This is a genomic window from Streptomyces sp. NBC_00442 (assembly GCF_036014195.1).
Classification (GTDB): domain Bacteria; phylum Actinomycetota; class Actinomycetes; order Streptomycetales; family Streptomycetaceae; genus Streptomyces.
The window spans coordinates 3255126-3273459 of the sequence record NZ_CP107918.1 but is presented as its reverse complement, the minus strand read 5'-3'; the positions used below and the strand labels follow the sequence as shown (position 1 = coordinate 3273459).

General features: G+C 70.2%; 17 protein-coding genes and 3 pseudogenes. 10 read left to right on the top strand and 10 right to left on the bottom strand.

Features of this window, described 5'->3' with window-relative positions:
* From OG432_RS14750 to OG432_RS14735, 4 genes are all read left to right on the top strand, one after another.
* Entirely contained in the window at nucleotides 1–420 is a 420-nt protein-coding gene (locus OG432_RS14750) for a hypothetical protein (RefSeq protein WP_328311398.1), read from the top strand.
* Nucleotides 421–436: 16 nt separating this feature from the next.
* A complete protein-coding gene (locus OG432_RS14745; RefSeq protein WP_328311397.1) occupies nucleotides 437–2698 on the top strand; it encodes a hypothetical protein in 2262 nt (753 codons plus the stop codon).
* Nucleotides 2699–2718: 20 nt separating this feature from the next.
* Entirely contained in the window at nucleotides 2719–3216 is a 498-nt protein-coding gene (locus OG432_RS14740; protein ID WP_328311396.1) for a hypothetical protein, read from the top strand.
* Between the two features lie 457 nt (nucleotides 3217–3673).
* Entirely contained in the window at nucleotides 3674–5437 is a 1764-nt protein-coding gene (locus tag OG432_RS14735) for an eCIS core domain-containing protein (protein WP_443058390.1), read from the top strand.
* A gap of 16 nt (nucleotides 5438–5453) precedes the next feature.
* On the opposite strand, the gene OG432_RS14730 is transcribed toward OG432_RS14735, so the two are convergent.
* The 4 genes and pseudogenes from OG432_RS14730 to OG432_RS14715 form a co-directional block, all read right to left on the bottom strand.
* Nucleotides 5454–6299: a hypothetical protein gene (locus OG432_RS14730; protein WP_328311395.1), complete on the bottom strand. Its 846-nt coding sequence runs from the start codon at nucleotides 6297–6299 to the stop codon at nucleotides 5454–5456.
* A gap of 377 nt (nucleotides 6300–6676) precedes the next feature.
* A pseudogene (locus OG432_RS14725) lies at nucleotides 6677–6979 on the bottom strand (DUF397 domain-containing protein); the annotation flags it as partial.
* 19 nt (nucleotides 6980–6998) lie between these two features.
* Nucleotides 6999–7837 (bottom strand): annotated as a pseudogene (locus OG432_RS14720) (helix-turn-helix domain-containing protein).
* A 406-nt stretch (nucleotides 7838–8243) separates the two neighbouring features.
* Nucleotides 8244–8552 (bottom strand): hypothetical protein, encoded by a 309-nt coding sequence (locus tag OG432_RS14715; RefSeq protein WP_328311393.1) that lies wholly within the window; start codon nucleotides 8550–8552, stop codon nucleotides 8244–8246.
* A gap of 158 nt (nucleotides 8553–8710) precedes the next feature.
* On the opposite strand from OG432_RS14715, the gene OG432_RS14710 reads away from it, so the two are divergent.
* Entirely contained in the window at nucleotides 8711–9220 is a 510-nt protein-coding gene (locus tag OG432_RS14710; protein ID WP_328311392.1) for a hypothetical protein, read from the top strand.
* Nucleotides 9221–9234: 14 nt separating this feature from the next.
* Here OG432_RS14710 and OG432_RS14705 read toward each other — a convergent pair.
* The 3 genes and pseudogenes from OG432_RS14705 to OG432_RS14695 all read right to left on the bottom strand — a co-directional run.
* A pseudogene (locus OG432_RS14705) lies at nucleotides 9235–9582 on the bottom strand (PTS glucose/sucrose transporter subunit IIB); the annotation flags it as partial.
* A 30-nt stretch (nucleotides 9583–9612) separates the two neighbouring features.
* Complete coding sequence (murQ, locus tag OG432_RS14700; protein WP_328311391.1) at nucleotides 9613–10632, bottom strand: N-acetylmuramic acid 6-phosphate etherase; 1020 nt, start codon at nucleotides 10630–10632, stop codon at nucleotides 9613–9615.
* Nucleotides 10633–10700: 68 nt separating this feature from the next.
* Complete coding sequence (locus OG432_RS14695) at nucleotides 10701–11618, bottom strand: MurR/RpiR family transcriptional regulator (protein WP_328311390.1); 918 nt, start codon at nucleotides 11616–11618, stop codon at nucleotides 10701–10703.
* Between the two features lie 59 nt (nucleotides 11619–11677).
* Between OG432_RS14695 and OG432_RS14690 the strand changes: the two genes are divergently transcribed.
* From OG432_RS14690 to OG432_RS14680, 3 genes are all read left to right on the top strand, one after another.
* Nucleotides 11678–12088: a hypothetical protein gene (locus tag OG432_RS14690; protein WP_328311389.1), complete on the top strand. Its 411-nt coding sequence runs from the start codon at nucleotides 11678–11680 to the stop codon at nucleotides 12086–12088.
* Complete coding sequence (locus tag OG432_RS14685; RefSeq protein WP_328311388.1) at nucleotides 12085–12351, top strand: DUF4031 domain-containing protein; 267 nt, start codon at nucleotides 12085–12087, stop codon at nucleotides 12349–12351. The genes OG432_RS14690 and OG432_RS14685 overlap by 4 nt, the downstream gene beginning before the upstream one ends.
* Nucleotides 12352–12708: 357 nt before the next feature.
* Nucleotides 12709–12912 carry a cold-shock protein gene (locus OG432_RS14680; RefSeq protein ID WP_030160827.1) on the top strand — a complete coding sequence of 68 codons (204 nt, stop codon included), beginning with the start codon at nucleotides 12709–12711 and terminating at the stop codon, nucleotides 12910–12912.
* A 160-nt stretch (nucleotides 12913–13072) separates the two neighbouring features.
* On the opposite strand, the gene OG432_RS14675 is transcribed toward OG432_RS14680, so the two are convergent.
* The 3 genes from OG432_RS14675 to OG432_RS14665 all read right to left on the bottom strand — a co-directional run bounded on the left by OG432_RS14675 (nucleotide 13073) and on the right by OG432_RS14665 (nucleotide 15881).
* Complete coding sequence (locus tag OG432_RS14675; RefSeq protein WP_328311387.1) at nucleotides 13073–14278, bottom strand: Cmx/CmrA family chloramphenicol efflux MFS transporter; 1206 nt, start codon at nucleotides 14276–14278, stop codon at nucleotides 13073–13075.
* Between the two features lie 376 nt (nucleotides 14279–14654).
* On the bottom strand, nucleotides 14655–15170 hold the full coding sequence (locus tag OG432_RS14670; protein ID WP_328311386.1) for a GNAT family N-acetyltransferase: 516 nt from the start codon (nucleotides 15168–15170) through the stop codon (nucleotides 14655–14657).
* Nucleotides 15171–15230: 60 nt separating this feature from the next.
* Nucleotides 15231–15881 carry an HD domain-containing protein gene (locus OG432_RS14665; protein WP_328311385.1) on the bottom strand — a complete coding sequence of 217 codons (651 nt, stop codon included), beginning with the start codon at nucleotides 15879–15881 and terminating at the stop codon, nucleotides 15231–15233.
* A 238-nt stretch (nucleotides 15882–16119) separates the two neighbouring features.
* Here OG432_RS14665 and OG432_RS14660 point away from each other — a divergent pair, with 238 nt between their 5' ends.
* Both OG432_RS14660 and OG432_RS14655 read left to right on the top strand, forming a co-directional pair.
* Nucleotides 16120–17313 (top strand): NAD(P)/FAD-dependent oxidoreductase, encoded by a 1194-nt coding sequence (locus OG432_RS14660; protein WP_328311384.1) that lies wholly within the window; start codon nucleotides 16120–16122, stop codon nucleotides 17311–17313.
* Entirely contained in the window at nucleotides 17310–18323 is a 1014-nt protein-coding gene (locus OG432_RS14655) for an RNA polymerase sigma-70 factor (protein ID WP_328311383.1), read from the top strand. Before OG432_RS14660 ends, OG432_RS14655 begins: the two co-directional genes overlap by 4 nt.
* The last annotated feature ends 11 nt before the right edge of the window (nucleotides 18324–18334 follow it).

Below are 18334 nucleotides of genomic sequence, written 5' to 3'. Positions count from 1 at the left end.
ATGGCGTGGGACGAATGGGAACAGCTGAAGACGGACGCACTGCTCCGGCGTCAAGACCGTCTTGGTCTCGACAGCACACCCGGTGCCGGGGGGAAGGACTTGAAGACTGACCGCTCGGGAAAGACCGCCGCGGTGAAGGCGTTACGCGACCTTATACAGCCCGAAACAGACAAGGCCGGGCACCACAGCGGTGATTGCTCCGCGTCGATGGCCCGGTCGTTCTCGGCCTGGGCCTTCGGCTCCGCGCTCGGAGACGCTCAGGACGAATGGGACGCGCAGGTTGCCGGCTTGATGGGCCGCCTCGCGTATGAACAGACAGCCCTGGAGCAGACGAAGCAGGACTTCCAAGACGTCGACTACGCGGTGCGGGACCACGCGGCGCGCATCGTCGTCGGGCACGGTCCCGAGCGCGACGTCTAGGGAGCAGGGGGGAAGAATGCTCACGTATCAAGACGTGGTCACCGCGCCGATCGGCGCTTTGGTGGATGCCGCACAGGTCTGGGACGACATGGCCGACATGTTCATGAACCCTCAGAACTGGTACGAGACCCAGGTGCAGGCCGTTGCGGACAACGGTGTGTGGGCCGGAGTCAGTGCCGGGGCAGCCTCCTCTCGGTTTGCCATGACGCGCAAGCAGTTTGCTGACGCTCAGGTCGAGGCGCGGGCCATCGCTTCGATTCTTCAGGACGCTCACGGCCAGTTCGTCCGGCTGGTGGGTCGGGTCAAGGATCTCGTCGACCAGGCGCAGCGGAACGGAATGCACGTCAATGGTCAAGGGCAGGCGGCCTACGACACGGCCAAGTTGAGTCCGTACAGGACGGACTACGACGAGACCGTCAAGAAGGGGAACGCCGCTGCCGCGGAGTGGACGAAGAGCATCGCGGATGCGGTAAGAGCGGTCGACGACGCGGACCAGGGCGCGCAGCTGGCGCTGCATGAGGCCGCAGGCATAAAGGACATCTTCCAGCGCATACCGGATCAGGTCCTGGGACTCGACCACGCCTTCAACGGTGACGCGCTCGGCGACATCGAGCTCTACGAGGCCCGAGAGGCGAAGAAGTACGCAGACCAGGTCCTTGCGGGCCAGAAGCCGGACGACCTGGATGAGTGGGCACGCCTCATGCGGGACAACTCGGGCGACCGGGTCTTCAGCCAGACCCTTCTCGACTCGTTGGGCCCGGACAACACCTTGAAGTTGTCCAACAAGATCGACGACCTGGCGTACTTCGACGACACCAAGCGCAAGGACACCTACCTGAAGCTCGCCGGTGGGCTTTCGGACTCGCTGGCGACCGCGATGCACGTACCGGATTTCACGGACGCCAACGGTGCAAAGTTGCAGCTCGGAACGCCGGAATACAAGCTTCAGCTCAGCTTCTGGGAGAACCGTAAAGAAGGGCAGTTCTACAGCCGTTGGCGCGATGCCCTGCGGCAGCATGGTGATGACGAATACTCCGTCGAAGTAGCCGAGGGCCAGGTCAAGGTCGGGCCGGGGCAGGGGCAGCAGGTACGTGGGTACCAGAGCCTGGCCACGTTGATGCAACAAGGGCACGGGTACTCCCCGCAGTTCGTCGCAGACGTCACCGACGACATGATTGCCATGGAAAAGAGGGACCCCAACATCTGGGACCTCTATGGGAAGTTCGACAAGAAGGATGGAGACGGCTGGTTCGCGAATGATCCCGTCGATGCAGCCCTCGGCGTCATGTCCCATGATCCGGAGGGTGCCGCCGGGTACTTCGACCCAGGTACGGAAGACGGGAAAAAGCGCTTCGACTATCTGCTCGGGCACGGCGATGGCAGCCGTAATTGGGACGTCATCAACACCACCCAATGGGATGGCCCGGCGGCGAAGGTCGAAACGCACGGCCCGGATATCGCTGATGCCGATACCCGCGCGGGGCTGGGGGATGCGTTGACCGCAGCGGCGACCGGAACAGACCCCTCGACGGGTCCGCACCTCGCACCCACCTCTCACACGGATGTCAATGACCGTGTGTTCAAGCATTCCCTGGACGTTTTTTCCAAGCAAGGTGATGATGTGCCGGCTTCCCTGCGAGACAGCATGGCTACGATGATGAGTAATCACGGACATGACATCCATGAGACCCTTGGCAGAGTCAACAATGAGCACGTCCCGTTGGACCAGCAAAAGGTCCTCGAGGTCGTCAAGCAGATTTCTCGGAGCGAGCACTCCTACGGGATGTTCACTGAGGGAATGCACAAGTCCATAGTCGACTCCTTCTACGACACTACTCGCAAGCCGGAGGACACCCTTAGTTCTGCTGGATACACCGTCGGAGCCATGGAGCAGGCCCGATACCTAGCGCTCAAAGGTGACCAGCACGATTTTACCTGGGACAAGACATGGAGTTACCACGCACTGGGCACGCCGATCACTCTTATTCCCGGCGTCGGGGACGCGGCTCAGCGAGGAGTGGATGCGGTCACCACTGCTTGGATCATGGATGAGCAGCACCGCCAAGCGGAGAAGCTCACCGGTGACAATCAGACGACGTACAACCAGCGCCGGGGAGAGCTTGATGCCCTCGCGGACCAGTGGCACGCGGTCAACTCCGATTGGGCGGACTCTCATCCGGGCTATTCCGCAGGCGCGGGTGACGGGGTGTACAAGCAGATAGCCGCGTCGGCCAACGACGGGAACCAGCAAGGTCGCGGCGTGGCAGGTGCACAATAGTGCCGCGGATAGCGGGAGCAGTGGCAGTGGTGCTCGTTTTGGCGTCCGCCATTTCCGGGTGCGGGGGCAAGGCTGCTGTCCCTGGCGAGTTTTGTGGCGTACCGGTGCAGAAGGAGAGTTTGGCCCGGCTTCTGCCGGATGGCGAGAGCCTGAAAAACTGGCATGCGGATCTTCAGGCTGTCCCTGGTATGGCGTGCAGCATCAGCATCGACGGAACTCGAATCCTCTACACCAGCGTTCAGCAGTACAGCCACGCACCGGAGCCCTTGGACCCGAAGCTGGACCTGAATTACAGGAACGGGAAAAAGCGCCAGGTCTCCTTCCGTGGTGAAGCCTTTATCGGCAGCGACGGCAGCGTCGTCGCAGCAACATGTGATGACCCGAACAGCTATCTCAGTGTGGTCGTCAAGCTTGCGGGCAGCCGAGTGGAAGACACCCCGGATGGCTACAAGAAGATCCAGCCTTTCATTGAGGACCTGGTGCCTCGCGAGGCGAAGAAGTACGGCTGCACCAAGTAGCCCAGGGGCGCCGTGATACGTCGGATCAAGGGGAATCCGGTACCGCCCTGACCTAGTCGACGGTGCATCGCGGCCACCGGCCTGGGCCTGGACGACTGCCGCCGGCCCCGGCAAGGCCGCCGGCCCCGGCAAGGCCGCCGGCCCCGGCAGCGCATCGGCAAGGGCAGCGGCAAGGGCAGCGGCAGCGGCATCGGCATCGGCATCGGCATCGGCAAGGGTCAGGGCCAGCGTCAGGATCAACGCACAACTTGCATGCCCTATCGGGTGCTTGACGTGCCCCCAAGCGCAGCAGAGCCGATGGCCGCCGCCGTTGCCCGTAAGCGCGGCGCCCTCCTCAGCGGTCCGGTCTCGTGGCCACAGTGCGGAGCGGGCAGTGCAGTATGGAGTGGGAGGAGTGATCGCGTCGGTCACGCTTCCCGAGACCGTAGCGCGAGCAGTGCCACGCAGAGAGGACCCCGTGCACGCCAACGACCAGGCCCAGACTTCCGAAGGCAAGAAGCCGGCCGGCACCACCGCTAAGAACTCCGCGTCGGGCGGCGGCATTCCGCACAGCCTGCTCTCCCTCCAGGGCAGTGCGGGCAACGCCGCCGTCGTGCAGATGCTGCGCCGCGCCGGCCACCCCGGCGCGCAGGACCGGGCCGCCGAACAGGAGCGGCACCAGCACGGCGCGGGATGCGGACACCAGCAGGCCGAGCGGCCCTCGGTCCAGCGCGCGGCCGGCCCGCAGGTGCAGCGTTCCGCCGTGCACGACGTGCTGCGCACCGGCGGACGCCCGCTCGACAGCACCACCCGCAGCGACATGGAGTCGCGGCTCGGCGCGGACTTCTCCGACGTACGCGTCCACAACGACAGCGCGGCCAAGGCATCGGCCGCGGAGGTCGGCGCCCGCGCCTACACCTCGGGCAGCCACGTCGTCATCGGCGACGGCGGAGCCGACAAGCACACCCTCGCGCACGAGTTGACCCACGTCATTCAGCAGCGTCAGGGCCCCGTGGCCGGCACCGACAACGGCAGCGGGCTCAAGGTCTCCGACCCCTCCGACCGCTTCGAACGCGAAGCCGAAGCCAACGCCACCCGCGTCATGTCGAGCCCCGCACCGGAAGGGCAGGTCGCGGCGCAGCGGTCCGTCGCGGACGGCCCGGTGACCGCCCAGCGGGCCATGGCCAGCTCGTCGGCGGCCCCCGCCATCCAGCGCATGCCCAAGGCCAAGCAGTCCCCGGAGGCCAGAGCGAACAAGGAATTCGCTCGCGCCGTCAAGTCGCAGTTCGAGGCAAAGGGCTGGATAGCCGACGGCAGTCCGGAAGTCTGGTCCCGGATGACCCTCCACAAGATCGGGGGGATGGACGCGAAGCAGGCGGCCGGTTACAAATCCAGCACGGCGGCCTACAAGGCACATGACGAAAACACCATGGCTCCCCGCTCCTACCGGGGAGAGCCCGACAAGCAGGCGATGCGCTGGGTAGCCACGGTAGTGAAGAACTATCTGACGGACTACGGGGCGAATCCCGTCGAAATCCAGGCGGCGGTCCACGAAGGCGCCCTGTACATAGCCGGAAACACCACGGCATCGAACAGCCTGCTCGCGGACCACCTCGAAGGGCTCAGCGGCAGCGCCTTCCTGAAGAAGGTTCTTGAGGAGTACCCGGCCGAGGCAGCCCACCTCAACAGCGGAAACGCTGACGGCAGGCTGGCCCGGCACACCGACAAGACCGACAAGCGCATCGTCGGTGACAACGTCGACGCGGCAGCCGCGGACAAGTACAAGAATGTCATCACCGCACTCAGCAAGCCCGTGACGGTCGCTTCTGGTGGTGACGACGGTTATCACGCCGAACGCCGGATCGTCTCCCATCTCAGCGGCGACGGGCCCGAGCAGGTCATCCCGGACAGTCTGGCGGGAACGAAGCGTCCCTGCGTTTCGTGCTACGCGAATCTGTTCATCGGTACCGACACGCGCCCCGGGCCGCTCTGGATCTCTGGCGCCGCCAACATCGAAATGGCCGGCTACTCGGCGAAGAATGCCTCGCGGTTCGTCAGCCGAGTGGACGAGGCGATCGGGAACACCTACGCGACCCTGCAATGGGAGTGCGACGCCGAGCACGAGATCACCATCGCCACGACCAACGGGTCGCCGAAGGTGACGACCGACTACGGCTCGGACTCCGACAGCGACACCGAGGGCAACCTCCGCCGCAGGACAGAGGCGATGGAACTGGCCTGAGCGAAGCCGCTCTCGCTCATACGGGACTGTCCTCCCGGCGTCGGCCCGCCGCTGCCGCCCTTGCCTCGGCGGCACGGGCCTGGACCGTCGCCGGGGGGAGGGCGGGGGGCCGGGGCGGGCGCTCGCCCCGGCACGGGCCGCACTCGCCGCCGGGCAGGGCTTCTGGGCGGCCCGGCGCACCGCACTTCGCGCACTCCAGGACACGCAGGGCCGGTCGTGCGGGAGGTGGGGGCGGCTCCGGGGGGAGTTTGGTGGTGAGGCGGGTACGGGTCAGGGCGGCCGCGCTGTAGACCGGGGTCGGCAGGCCTGCGGTCAGGGCGCGCAGGACGTCGTACTCCGTCGCGCCGCGCTCGAACCACGCCGCTGCCAGCGGTTCCAGGTCCGAACAGTCCCGCGCCGAGAGGGAGAGCGCCGGCGCGGTACGCCCCAGCGCGGCCAGCAGCATGAACGCCTTGCTGTGCGTGGCCTGTTGAGGGTGTGCGCGCGGCTCGGGTTCCGGGGGCGGGGCGGGGGACGTGTCTTTGACACCCCCTCGGGTGAATTCCGCCCACCACGCGTCGTCCCGCGCCGTACGCGAGAACCACGTCCGGGTCACCCACCGTGCGCTGTCCGAGCCGCGCAGGTGCTCGCGTCCACGCCGCAAGTGGCCTTCAATGACGAGGCGTTGGAGCGCGGTACGCAGGGCGCACTGCCCGTACGGGAGCACCTTCGCCAGCGTTTTCACGGAGATGTCCGCGCCGTCCGGGAGCCGGTCCAGGTACCCCGCCACGGCCGCCTCGCGGGGCGGGAGGTGCGCGAAGTCGCGCTTTGTCGGCTTGAGTTGGCCCGGCGTCGAGCGCTTCCCGTAGCCCGGATTGGCCATCGGGTGGCGGTCGGGGTGCGAGGGGGCGGGTGCGGCACTAAAGTGGCTGTCAGCCATCGGATCAGGTTCCTTTGAGAGAGATGATCTTGGTGGTCAGGCCCCCGGAGGTGTTGCCGCACCTGGCGGGGGCTGAATGCTGTCTTGGGTCTTGCTGTTCTTCTGGACGCTAGAGGGTTGTCACCCTCCGTGGCAAGTCGAACGCGGAAAGTGTTCGCCGAGGCGTGTTTGCCCAACTGGCGGGGTGGGAGGGTGGGTTGAGGCCCACTAACCATTCGATTTCAAGCACCGCTCGAAGCTCGACGCGTGAGCTTCGCCGCACATGCGACGAGCCGGCCCCGTCGGCGACGGTGACCGGCTCGTGCGGGGGTTGCGGGTCCTCAGCTCGCCGTGTTGGACCCCTTCTTCACGTCGGCGATGAAAGCCGACCACGTCGCGGTTCGGAACACGAGCGTCGGGCCGCCGGGGGCGGCCTTCGAGTCCCGGACGGGGACGATGTGCGGGAAGTCGTTCGCCACTTCGAGGCAGTTGCCTCCGCTGCCATCGCTATGGCTGGACTTACGCCAGCGGGCGACTTCTAGGCAGTCGCCGCCGCTCGCGCCGCTGTAGCTGGACTTCTGCCAGCGCGCGATTTCCAGGCAGTCGCCGCCGTCCCCACCGCTGTAACTGGACTTGTGCCACGTGGCCTTGCTCAGGTCATGCTCAGGGCTGATCCTCATGGGCGTAATCCTCCGCCACTGACTTGAGCAGGCCAGGGATTGTTGGGGTGGGAGTGCGCTGGCCCCGAGTAGATCGTAGGTCGGTTCATGACGGGCGACCGTGGCGGGATCGTCTTGAAGCTGCCCGGTTCCCAGCCCCTGGAGATAGGCGAGAGGTGGAGCGTCCTCAAAGCTCATCAGCTTGAGGGAGCCATTGAGTGCCGCATGCCCGCCCACCGTGAAGGGCAGCACCTGCACGATGATCCGGTGCCGAACTCCAAGTGCCGAGACGTGCGTCAGTGCTTCGGCCATCACCGACCGGTCGCCCACCTCCCTGCGCAGTACGGCCTCGTCAAGTACCGCCCACAACATCGGTGTTGTTGGACTGTCGAGGAGGTGGGCGCGAGCGAGACGCGCGGCGACCAAGTCGTCGATGACCGGTTCCGGGGCCGTTGGCTGGTACGCCCGGCACACCGCCCGCGCGTACCCCTCCGTCTGCAACAAGCCCGGGATGAGGAGCGGCGCGTACTCGCGGATGGTGGTCGCGACGGCCTCTGCCTCCGCCGCCTCGGCGAAGTGGTCCGGGTACTTGGACTTGGCCGCCGCTATGCACTTGCGGGTGAAGAAGCCGCCCGTGCCGAGGATCTGGTCGAACTGCCGGGCGTACTCCAGGTGCATGCGGCGGATGCCCGCTTCGAGCTGGCCGATGAAGGACGAGGAGACGAACAGGGGGCTGCCCAGGGCCTCCTGGCCGAGGCCGGCCTTCTCGCGGGCGTGGCGGAGTTCGGCGCCGAGGAGGGCGCGCGGGGAGGCGGAGGGGTCGAGGTCCTTCGGTCCTGGCATGCGCAACTCCTGCGGATACACGCGGGGTTGTTGGATCGCCGACAGTAGTCAGGCTAGCCCCGAACGGCCACGCTGGGTGAGGTAAGCGGCACACTCGGTTGTAGGGAAGAGGTACGAGGACATGGCACTGACGGCGGAGGAGAGGGTGCGGGCGGCGGAGGATGCCGTCGAGCAGTTGCGGGACGGGCTCGCGCGGGTCGGGGTGGTGCTGCCGTCGCTCAGGATCGACCCGCTGACCTGCGGGGGGCACGTGCTGTATTCGCTCGTGGACCTCGGGCGCTGCAACATGGACATGGCGCTGAGGCTCGTGGCCGTACTCGCCGGCGCGTACAGCCCGGAGGGAGCGGTGCCGGGGGTGGTGCCGGGGGCGGCACTCGTCCCGGTCACCACCCCACATGAGTTCGCTTCAGGGTGTGGGGGCCGCGAGGGTCAGCCGCACTACGGCGGCTGCCGCCAGGGTGAGGGGTATGGCGTACCACCACGTCCGTAGCCATTCCGCCGTGGTGGCCACCCATGTCAGGAGGGTCAGGAGCGCCGCGAAGAGCAGGCCGAGACCGGCGGACATGGTGGCGTTGGTGACGGCGTGGTGGTCCCACGGGCCGGCGGGTTCGATCGCGTAGGCGCAGAACACGGCGTACGCCGTCACTACGGCACCCAGCGTGAGGACGAGGGCACTGGCGCCGGTGCCCACCCACTCTCCGACCCGCGTACTCACTTGGCGTCGCCCCCCATGCTCACCGCTCACGTCCTCGTCGACCGTACGCGGCGTGCGCGGCGTGCGCGAGGGCCAATGGCCCGGGTGGCGTCGACGGCCGAACCCGCCAACTGCCGTTCCCCGCAAGGCTTTTGCCGCCCTGCCGTACGCTCGGCGTCATGAGCGAGCAACGTCACCCCGACTGGACCGACCACCCCCGACTCCGCGCGTGGCTGGCGGAGCAGGAGGCGGCGTTCGGGGAGTGGGCGGCGTCGCACCCGGGGGAGTGGGACTTCTCGCCGGCTTCGGTCGACGCGCTGGAATCGGCGGTGCGGGCGGACTTCGCGGGTGCGGAGTGGGAAGAGGTGCGCGCGCTCCAGCACACGCCCCGGGTGACGGCACCGGCGTGGTACTTCGGGGAGGTGTGCGTGCGGGCGGCGGGGGCGGTGTGGAAGGTGAACCCGGCGTCGGACTTCGGCGACGGGTGGGAGGGGCCGTTCGTCGGCACGCCGGACGACCCCATGGAGGACCCGGATCACGAGGACCTGTACGAGGACGACGACTACCGCCCGGCGTCGGTGCCGGTCGCCGAAATGTGTGGCGTGTTCCTGAAGGGGGAGCCGTGGCGGTTGCGGGAGGTGGTGGAGGGGTTCGAGGAGTGGGCGCGGGGCCGGGGGGCCGATGTGTGAGGGACCGCGTCAGTTCTTGCTGAGCGGGATTCCTTCAGGGCGGCTCCGTGGGCTGCCAACTCCCCTGCGGCGAGGGGGGTTTGGGGTCTTCCCTCCGCCGTCGCCAGCGTCTCGAACTCTGGGGCCACCCTCGCCACCGTTCCCGGGCCCAGCACGATCTGGTACGTGTCGTCCTCGACCACGCCGAGCACCGCGGGCAGCGCCTTCAGGGCCTCGTCGTCGACCCGTGCGCGGTTTTTCAGGCCGAGCCTGAGCCTGGTCATGCAGTGGGCGATCGAGTCGATGTTCCCGGCGCCGCCGACGAGCGGGAGGATCGCCGCCGCGACGGCGCGGTGCTTGGACTCCGGAGGCGGTTGCGTCACGGTGGTGCGCCTTGCTGTGGGGGGCTCGGGTCAGGGTGCCGCCTGCAGTGCTGCGCGCAGGTGGCCGCGGGATTCTGTCAGGAGTTCGGCCGCCGTGCCGCCCTCCACGCCGCCCAGAATGACCAGAATCGCGTTCTTCACCTCGCCTTCCGTCGCGGCGAGCGCCGCCTCGATCTCCGCGTCGTCCGCGCCCGTCGCCAGGGCCACGATGCGGCGCGAGCGGGCGCGGAGCTTCTCGTTGGAGGCCCGTACGTCGACCATCAGGTTCCCGTAGGTCTTGCCGAGCCGGATCATCGTGATCGTCGAGATCATGTTGAGGACCAGTTTCTGGGCCGTGCCCGACTTCAGGCGGGTGGAGCCGGTCAAGAGCTCCGGGCCCACCACGATCTCGATGCCGTGCTCGGCCGCCGCCGCGAGCTCGCTGTCCGCGTTGCAGGACAGGCCGATCGTGAGGGCGCCCAGGCGGCGCGCGTGCTCGACCGCGCCGATCGCGTACGGGGTGCGGCCCGAGGCCGAGACGCCGACGACCGTGTCGAGGGCGGTGAGGTGCAGCGCGTCCAGGTCCTCGGCCGCCAGCAGGCGGGAGTCCTCGGCGCCCTCCACCGCCTTGACCATGGCGGAGGGGCCGCCCGCGATCAGGCCGACGACCTGCGAGGGGTCGGTGTTGAACGTGGGCGGGCACTCGCTCGCGTCCAGGACGCCGAGCCGCCCCGCCGTGCCGGCGCCCGCGTAGACCAGGCGCCCGCCGCGCGCCATCCGCTCGGCCGTGGCGTCGATCGCGGCCGCGATGGCCGGGAGCCGCTCGGCCACGGCGGCCGGGACGGTGGCGTCCTCGCCGTTCATGATCCGTGCGATCTCGGCGGTCGGCAGCCGGTCGATGTCCGCGAGTTCCGGCCGGAACGCCTCGGTGGTGAGGGTGGCCAGCTGGGCGCGCAGCTCGGCGTAGTCCTGGCCGTGGCCGCGGGGTTCATCGTGGGCCTGGGGCTCGTCGTGCCGCTGGTCCCGGCCGTGCAGCCGGCCCTCGTCCTGGCGCTCATCCTGGGTGGTCATGGTGGCGGTGGCTCTTTCTCTGCGTACCGACGGGAAAGGGGGATGGGGGGCGGAGGGGGCGGGGGGTGTCAGCGCGTGCGGGGGTTGTGGCGGTGGGCGAGGGCCTCGTACGACGCGGCGAGGGCCGGCGCCGCCGTCTCGTACGTGCGCTGGGCGATGCCGATGAACAGGCAATCCACGACGAGGAGTTGACTCGTACGGGACGACATGGCGGCCGGGCGCAGCTCGCTCTCGCGGGCCGTGGAGGTGGTCAGGACGTGGTCCGCGTACTGCGAGACCGGGCCGTCGGGGCGACCGGTGATCGCGATCGTGGTCGCGCCGTGGTCGAAGGCGACCCGCAGCGGCTCCATGACGTCGCTCGTCGAGCCGGAGTGGGTGATCGCGACCGCCGCGTCGCCGGAGCGCAGCTGCACGGCGTTGGTGACGGCCAGGTGCGGGTCGGTGTGGGCGTGCGCGATGAGCCCGATGCGCAGCAGCTTCTGCGCGAGGTCCTGGCCGACGAGGGAGGAGGCTCCGACACCGTAGACGTCGATGCGCCGTGCTCCCGCCAACGCGGCGACGGCGGCGCCCAGTTGGACTGTGTCGAGGGCGGCCGCGGTGTCGGCGAGGGTCTGCTGCTCGTCGTAGGCCAGCTTCGCGACGACGTCCGCGATCGGGTCGTCGACGGCTATGTCGGCGGTGACCGCGGGGGCCCGGCCCGACTGCTGCTGGGCGGCGAGGCCCGCGAGCGCCAGGCGCAGGTCCCGGTAGCCGGGGTAGCCGAGGAGGCGGGCGGTGCGCACCACGGTGGCCTCGCTGGTGCCGGTGAGACCGGCGAGGCCGGTGACCGTGAGGGCCGCGCAGCCGGCCGGGTCGCCGGCGACGGCCTCGGCGACCCGCTGCATCGAGCGGGTCATGGACGGCGCGAGCGTGCGCACCTTCGCGGCGAGGGCCGCGGGTGCGGGCGGGGCACCCTCGTTGGAACTTTCCTTCACGTCATTGGTCACTCTTGAAAGATATTTTCAGCACGTTCGCCGGTCAACCCCCTCGGGTGACAATGGGGGGCATGGACGACGTACAACCTCTGGAGCAAGCCCTGCACGCCGCCCGCGCCCTGGTCCTGGCGGACCTCGCGGCGCGCGACGTGGCGCACGCCGACGTCGTCTCCCTGGTCGAGGACGCGGTGACCCACCGGCGCTGGTGGGTGGAGCAGTGGCCCGAGGGCACGGAGTACGTCGCGGGGCTCGTCGCCCAGGACGTCCAGGACGCCCTCCTGGAGCGGTACGGCCGCTGGCCCCTGTGCCCGGTGTGCGACGTCGGCGACCCGCACGCGCTCGACGTGGAGCCGGAGCTCGGGCCCGACCCGCACTGGGTCTGCGGCAAGGCGGGCGTCGTGGTGGCGCCGGTCGGCGCGCTCGGCGGGCCCGGGGGAGCCGGCGGGCCGGGCGGGGGAGCGGCGGGCGGGCTCGGCGGATGACGCTCTACATCGACCCGCCGACCTGGCCGGGACACGGCCGCATGTGGTCGCATCTGGTCAGCGACGTCTCGTACGAGGAACTGCACGCCTTCGCGGCGTCCATCGGCTGCCCGCCCCGCGCCTTCGAACGCGATCACTACGACGTGCCGTCCCATCGGTACGAGGACGCGGTGCGCGCGGGCGCGGTGGAGATCGGCTCCAAGGAGCTCGTACGCCGTCTGACGGGGGCGGGGCTGCGGCGGCCCAAGGGACGGCCTGCCTGAGGGGCGGTCGGCCTGCCTGAGGGGCGGTCGGCCTGACCGGGCCGGGCGCGCCGACCGGGCCGGGTGAGGCCGGGCGGGGCGCCGCTGGACGGGGCCGGATCGGGCTGCCCGACGCGCCGCCGGACCCCCTTCGAAGCACCTGCTTGGCCGGAAGTTGTACCCGGTTCGGCTGCGGCCCGTAGCCAGACGATCGCGGATCGGCTAACTTCCTTGCCAGTAGTCGTGGTTCCGAAGTCTCAACGCCCGCGGTTTACGCCGTGGGCGTTTGCTGTGCAGCAATGTCCGAGGACCAGGGCGATCACCTCACCCAGGGGTACTGACAAGCCAGTGCCCCACGATCCTCGACAGGGGAAACACATGGCAACCGGCACCGTGAAGTGGTTCAACGCCGAAAAGGGCTTCGGCTTCATCGCGCAGGACGGCGGCGGCCCGGACGTTTTCGTCCACTACTCGGCCATCAACTCCACCGGCTTCCGCGAGCTGCAGGAGAACCAGCAGGTCAACTTCGACGTCACCCAGGGCCCGAAGGGTCCGCAGGCGGAGAACGTCACCACCGTCTGAGTGACCGCGTGACACCGTGACCCCGGCTCCGGCCGGGAAACACCGGAGCGCCTCGCACCCGAGGAATCGGGTGCGGGGCGCTCCGTCGTGTACGGGTACGGCGCAGATGTACGCCGTAGGTGTACGCCGCAGGTGTGCGGCGGAGGTGTACGGGCCCGGGTCAGACCTCCACGCACGCCGCCGAGGGGGTCCGCTCCGGCGAGCGGGCCACCACGCGGGACTGCGAGCGGTGCAGTCGCAGGGAGGCCGTGACCAGGGCGAGGGCGAGGACCGTCATCGCGGCGCCCGCCCAGGCGGTGGCGGCGTATCCGAGGTTCGCGCTGATCACGATGCCGCCGAGCCAGGGGCCCGCGGTGTTTCCCAGGTTGAACGAGGACGTCGTCGTCGCGCCGGCCAGCGTCGGGGCGGCGCCGCCGACGTTGAACATGCGGGCGTTGAGCGCGGGGGCGGTGAAGAACGCCGAGAGGCCGATCAGGAACGACAGGGTGATCGCGGCGGCCGGCGTCGAGGCGAACAGCGCGAGCGCGACCAGGAACACGGTCGAGGCCGTGACGCCGCCGAGCAGCACGCCGAAGAGGTGCGCGTCGGCGACCCGGCCGCCGATCGTCGTGCCGATGAGCGCGCCCACGCCGAACAGGCCGAGCACGGCCGGGACCCAGCCCGCGTCCACGTGCGCGACATCCGTGAGCAGGGGCTTGAGGTAGCTGAACGCGCAGAACACGCCGCCCGCGGCGAGAGCGGTGATCGCAACCGAGAGCAGCACCTGCGGGTCGCGGTAGATCCCCAGTTCCCGCTTGAGGCGGGGCTTCTCGGCGGGGAGCGGGATGCGCGGGATCCGGGTCAGGATGCCGGCCAGGGCGATCGCGGAGGCCGCGCCGACGGCCCAGAACGCGGCGCGCCAGCCGAGGCCGTCGCCGAGCAGCGCGCCCAGCGGCACACCGAGGACGTTCGCGATCGACAGGCCGCCGATCATGACGGCCATCGCGCGGGCCCGCGCGTTCATCGGCACCATCGCGATGGCGACGGCCGCGCCGACCGCCCAGAACCCGGCGCAGGCCAGCGCGGACACGATCCGCGAGGCGAAGAGCAGGGCGTAGTTCGGGGCCAGCGCGCCCGCGACCTGGCCCAGGCCGAACACCGTGATCAGTGCGATGAGGGTGGTGCGGCGGGGCAGGCGCAGGGTGGCTACGGCGAGGAGCGGGGCGCCCACGACCATGCCGATGGCGAAGGCCGAGATCAGCAGGCCCGCCTGGGGGATCGACACGCTCATGTCGTCGGCGATGGCGGGGAGCAGGCCGGTGAGCATGAACTCGCTCGTGCCGAGTGCGAAGACGGAGAGGCCGAGGATGTAGACGGCCAGGGGCATCCGGCCCCCTTGCGCGGGGGGCTGGGCGGGGGTTGTGGGTGCGGGCACGGGCTTGGGTATGGGCTCGGCGGGCATATCGGGTGCCAACGGGTTGGGGCGGACCGGTATTCCCCGGGCCGGCCGGGCCCCTCCCGGGGCGGGACATCGGCTGCGGGCCGGTGAGCGCCGTTCGCGCAGTTCCCCGCGCCCCTAAAACCTGCTGTCGTCTGCGGACCGTGCCCGCTTCTCGCGCAGTTCCCCGCGCCCCTAAAACCTGCTGTCGTCTGCGGACCGTGCCCGCTTCTCGCGCAGTTCCCCGCGCCCCTAAAACCCGCTTTCGTCTGCGGGCCGGTGGACGGCTGGCCGCGCAGTTCCCCGCGCCCCTGGCGGGGTGGGGCTAGGGGGTGGAGAGTTCGTACAGGTGTTGGGATTCTCGGCCGCCGATGGGGCGGGGGGTGTCCCCGATGCGGTGGTAGCCCGCGCGGGTCAGGACGCGCTGGGACGCGGTGTTGTCCTCGTCCGTCGTGGCGTACACGGTCTGGACGTCGGGCTGCGCCAGCGCCCACGCGCTCAGCGCGCGCAGCGCCTCCGTCGCGTACCCCCGGCCCCGTACGGACTCGGCCAGGTCGTAGCCGACCTCGACGCGGCCGTCCTCGGGCGGCCCGTGGAAGCCGATCCCGCCGATGGCCCGGCCGTCCTCGGTGCGCACCATGACGTACGCGCCCCAGCCCGCGCGGTGCCGGCCGGCGTCCATGCCGGAGAGCATCTTCGCCGCGGCGAAGCGGCTGCCCTCGTCGGGGCCGCCGGGCGCCCACCGCCAGCCTCCGCTCCCGCCGTCCTGGAGATCCGCCGCCGACGCCCGGGTCAGCTCGTGGAGGGTGACACGGTCGGCCTTGACTGTCACGGGGAGCACGCGGGTACCTGCTTTCCGTCGGCGGGCGGGGAGAAGGGGAGCGGTGGTGGCTCGGGCCGATTATGCGGTGAGCCGGGCCAGTTCCGCTCGCAGATTCCCTTGAGCCGGCCCCTGCCACTCGCGTTCGCCGTGCGGGGTGCGGAACAGCCGTGGCAGGTCGAGCAGTTGGCGCAGGACGGCGGCCCGGCCGGAGCGGAACGCCTCGTCCGGCACGAAGGCGTACTCCTCGCGTACGGAGGCGGCGTACGCGGCGTACGCCTGCGGGGAGGCGGCCAGGATCGCGAGGTCGGCGTCGCACAGGACCGCGCCGTTCGTGTCGCCCTCGTCGGGCGCGTGGGTGACGGTCAGGCGCACCAGGCGGGCGACCTCCGCGGTCGCTTCCGGGGTCAACCCGGCCTCGGGCAGGGCGCGTTCGGCGAGGCGGGCCGAGCGCTCCTCGTTCTCCGAACGGTCCGGGAGGTACACGGCGTCGTGGAACCAGGCGGCGAGGCGTACGAGGTCGGGGTCGTGCGCGTACCGCTCCAGTACGTCGATGTGGTCGAGGACCGCGGTGAGGTGGGTGGTGGTGTGGTAACGGCGCTGCGGTTCCGCCCAGCGGGCGAGGAGGTTCTCGCCGTACGGCGCGGGGTCCGGGGCGGGGCCGTGGCCGGCGGGGCGGGCCGCGAGGAGGGTGGTGTGCCAGCGGGTGCGCAGGGAGGGGGTGTCGGGCATGCGGCCGAGGGTAGCGGGGGCGGGTTCCGCCGCCGGCCGGGTCCTCGTCCGCCCGCCGAGACCTCGGCCCGCTCCCGCAGCCGCCTCCCTCGCTGGGTGTGACGCGGGGTGCGACGCGGAGTGTGATGCGGGGCACACCGGGGTCGTGTCACGAACGGAAGGGCCGCACGCGTCTGGTGGTCGTCCGCACGGCGGGAACGGCGGCGGTATCGACCGACACGGAAGAGGCGGCGGAGCGATGAACGCGACAGCAGCGCAGCAGCACGAGGTCCTGGTCCTGGGCGCCGGCTATGCCGGGCTCTCGGCGGCGATCCAGCTCGCGGCGCGCACCAGGAAGCGCGGGAACCTGCGGGTGACGGTGGTCGGCGCCCACGACACCTTCACCGAGCGGCTCCGGCTGCACATGACCGCCACCGGTCAGGACACGGCGGAGCTGAGCATTCCGGAGCTGCTGGCGGGCACCGGGGCCCACTTCGTCCGCGGCTGGGTCACCGCCGTGGACGCGGGGGCGAAGACCGTACGCGTCGATGACGACCGGGTCCTGCGTTACGACACCCTGGTCTACGGCCTGGGCAGCATCGCGGACACCGCGAGCGTCCCCGGCGTGGCGGACCACGCCCACCTGCTCGACGACCCGCAGGGCGCCGCCGCCCTGGCCCGCCGGCTGGCCCGGCAGGGCGGTGGCACGGTGGCGGTCGTCGGCAGCGGCCTCACCGGGGTCGAAGCCGCCGCGGAGATCGCCGAGCGGCATCCGGAGTACCAGGTCGTGCTCCTGGGACGGCGGGAGCCCGGCGCGGGGCTGCACCCGAAGGCCAGGGCCCACCTGGACGCGTCGCTCGCCCGGCTCGGCGTCCTGGTGCGCTGCGGCGTCGAGGTCGCCAAGGTGCTGCCGGACGGCGTCGCGCTGAAGGACGGCTCCGGCGTCCCGGCGGCCGCGGTGCTGTGGACCGGCGGGACGCGCGTCTCACCGCTGGCGGCCGCCGCGGGCCTGACCGTCGACGAGCGCGGCCGCGTCGTCACCGACGGCACGCTGCGCTCGGTCTCCCATCCCGACGTCTACGCCGTGGGTGACGCGGCGGCCGTCCGGCAGGGCTACGGCATGATGCACGGCACCTGCCAGAGCGGGATGCCGACCGGGGTGCACGCGGCCCTCTCGATCCTGCGGGTGCTGGCGGGCAAGGAGCCCAAGCCGTTCCGTTTCGGCTACTACCACACGCCCGTCAGCCTGGGCCGAGGCGACGCCGTCGTGCAGTTCACCCGCCCCGACGGCAGTCCGCGCCGGATCGTGCTGACCGGAAGGCGTGCCGCCAGGTACAAGGAGACGGTGACCGCTTCGCCGTGGCCGACCTTCGCCCGGATGAAGAAGATGCCCACCTCGGGCGCGTTCTGGCCGCACGGCGGCCGCTACACCCGTAACAGGAGCACCAAGTGACCCAGCCGCAGCCCCAGCAGGAGAGCCAGCCCCAGCAGGAGTGCCAGCCGCAGCAGGACAGCCAGCCGCAGCAGGACAGCCGGCCGCAGCAGGAGAGCCCGCCCCGGCAGACCGGTACCGACCAGCTCGTCTTCCAGCAGTACCGCACCCTGCTGTTCTCCGTCTCCTACCGGATCCTCGGCTCCGCCGCCGATGCCGAGGACGTGGTCCAGGACGCCTGGCTGAAATGGTCCGCGGCCGACCGGTCCCAAGTCGCCGACCCCAAGGCCTATTTGGCCCGGATCGTCTCCAACCTGGCGATGGAGCAGCTCCGTTCGACCCGTCGGCAGCGCGAGACGTACGTGGGACCCTGGCTGCCCGAACCGATCCTCACCGGCCCGGACGCCGCGGAGGGCGTCGCCGTGGCGGACTCGGTCTCCACGGCCCTGCTGGTCGTCCTGGAGACGCTGAGCCCGTTGGAGCGCGCGGTCTTCGTCCTGAAGGAGGTCTTCGCCTTCAGTTACGGGGAGGTGGCGCGGGCGGTGGACCGTTCGGAGCCGGCGGTCCGGCAGGCCGCGCACCGGGCCCGCGAGCACGTACGGGCCCGCCGGCCCCGGTTCGCCGCGGACGGCGCCCGCAGGCGCGACGTCACCGAACGGTTCCTGGCGGCGGCGACGGGCGGCGACCTCAACGCCCTCATGGAGCTGCTCGCCCCCGACGTGACGCTGTGGACGGACGGTGGCGGCAAGGTCCGTCAGGCACTCAAGCCGGTCGTCGGCCTGGAGACCGTGGCGCGCTGGTTCGCCTCGCTCGGCACCGTCACCTACCAGGGCATCGAGCCCGGACAGATGCGGGCGGAGCTCACATCGATCAACGGCGGTCCGGGTGTGGTCTTCCGCGGTCCGGACCGGGTGATCGCCACGATGACGTTCGACTTCGACTCCGAGGGCCGCATCTCGACGATCCACAACGTGGCCAACCCCGACAAGCTTCACGCGGTCGCCGACGGCACCCGCCGCGAACTGGCCTGAGCCGTAGGGGC